Source organism: Segatella salivae DSM 15606, assembly GCF_000185845.1.
GTDB classification, from domain to species: Bacteria; Bacteroidota; Bacteroidia; order Bacteroidales; family Bacteroidaceae; genus Prevotella; species Prevotella salivae.
Map to the genome: position 1 here is coordinate 906,556 of NZ_GL629647.1, position 1,419 is coordinate 907,974.

Below are 1,419 nucleotides of genomic sequence, written 5' to 3' on the forward strand. Positions count from 1 at the left end.
TTCTTTATTGGAAAATGATAACTTTGTATTACTTGTTCATCCGTAAAACTCCAATTCTCAAATCCCTGAATAAAATAAAATTTGTCTTCTAAGAATTTGCTTTGATAATTCTGTAGACTATATGCGGTTTCAATAGCGGAAGCTACTATAACAGCTGATTCTTTTAACTGATAATTTTCAAGTTTCCATACCCACTTTTGCTGAATAGACTTTTCTACATGAAACCATTTTGTTGGTCTATATGTCTTTAATATCAGTCGCCAAAGAAAAATAAGCCGGTACATAACTGCATGCTTCCAATCATAGCCTGCACCATAATGAATCATTGGATAAATGATTTCTACGGAAAAACCATCTTTTGCAAGTCGATTAGCATACTCAAAAATGACCTTAAAACCACCAGCTGGCTCCATACAGGCCCGGGGCAACCAAAAAGCTATCTTTCTCATTTCAATTTACGCATTATACTTCTTTGAAGATTATAAATCCAGAAGAGTTTATAATGTAAAAGCAATAATAGAAACTTATAGTTCCACGTTATCTTATTGCATTTAATAATCGCAGCGTCTGCTTCAGGAAATGTTTTTATCCAACTATGTAAAGAAGAGTTGTTCTCCTCATCAATCAAGTCATTCTTTGCCATCAACTTCCATTCTCTCATCTCCTTACCTAACTTTTCTTCAAATCCTAATGCAATTAGATAATCACAAGCAACTCTTACATTTTCGATGCGCTGCATAGCCCTGCCCGTTTTTTTTTCTAGATGAAGCCATACTCTTAATAATAGAATTGCTGTTATATTGTACGTAATGGTAGAAAGCTTTTGGAATATAAGAAATTTTTGTTGTGCATGCAAATAAACGGATATTCCAACTTACGTCTTCAAAAAGATCTGCCCCTTCTACAAATCTTTGTTTGGACTTTAAGAGGAAAGACCTCCTATATATTTTATTCCAAGTAGAACCGTGCAAACCTCCCCCTAACATTGAACGGATACATTCAATATTATCTATTCCATAGTTTTGAGTAATAAGTTTTTCGTTATTATCATAGCTTTCAAAGTAGTCACAATACACTATATCATCGCTTCCCGACTCTATCTTATGAACCATAGATTCCACATAATCGCAAGATATCCAATCATCACTATCTGCAAACATAACATACTCACCCTGAGCCATATCTAAACCTATATTACGGGTTGTAGCAGACCCAAGGTTCTGTTCGTTTGTAATGACTTTAATCTTATTGCGTCGTTCTGGAAATTCCTCTATAATTCTACGCAACTTTATTTCACTATCATCAGAAGAGCAATCATTAATAAATATATATTCTATATTGCTATAACTCTGCTCTAATAAACTAGCCACCGACTTTTCTATATAGCCAGAGACATTGTAGATAGGAATAATATATGAG

2 protein-coding genes and 1 pseudogene are annotated in these 1,419 nt (G+C 33.9%); all 3 read right to left on the bottom strand.

Annotated features, from left to right (window positions below):
* A pseudogene (locus tag HMPREF9420_RS14585) lies at nt 1-449 on the bottom strand (glycosyltransferase family 4 protein); the annotation flags it as partial.
* Entirely contained in the window at nt 446-739 is a 294-nt protein-coding gene (locus HMPREF9420_RS12905) for a hypothetical protein (RefSeq protein WP_007134114.1), read from the bottom strand. The pseudogene HMPREF9420_RS14585 and the gene HMPREF9420_RS12905, both read right to left, overlap by 4 nt.
* The coding region (locus tag HMPREF9420_RS03770) for a glycosyltransferase family 2 protein (protein ID WP_007134115.1) at nt 705-1,419 on the bottom strand (715 nt) is incomplete at its 5' end. The genes HMPREF9420_RS12905 and HMPREF9420_RS03770, both read right to left, overlap by 35 nt.

Bases quoted from the DNA above. Each gene is read 5' to 3' on its own strand.
- HMPREF9420_RS12905 (WP_007134114.1), bottom strand. From the start codon at position 739: ATGCAGCGCATCGAAAATGTAAGAGTTGCTTGTGATTATCTAATTGCA.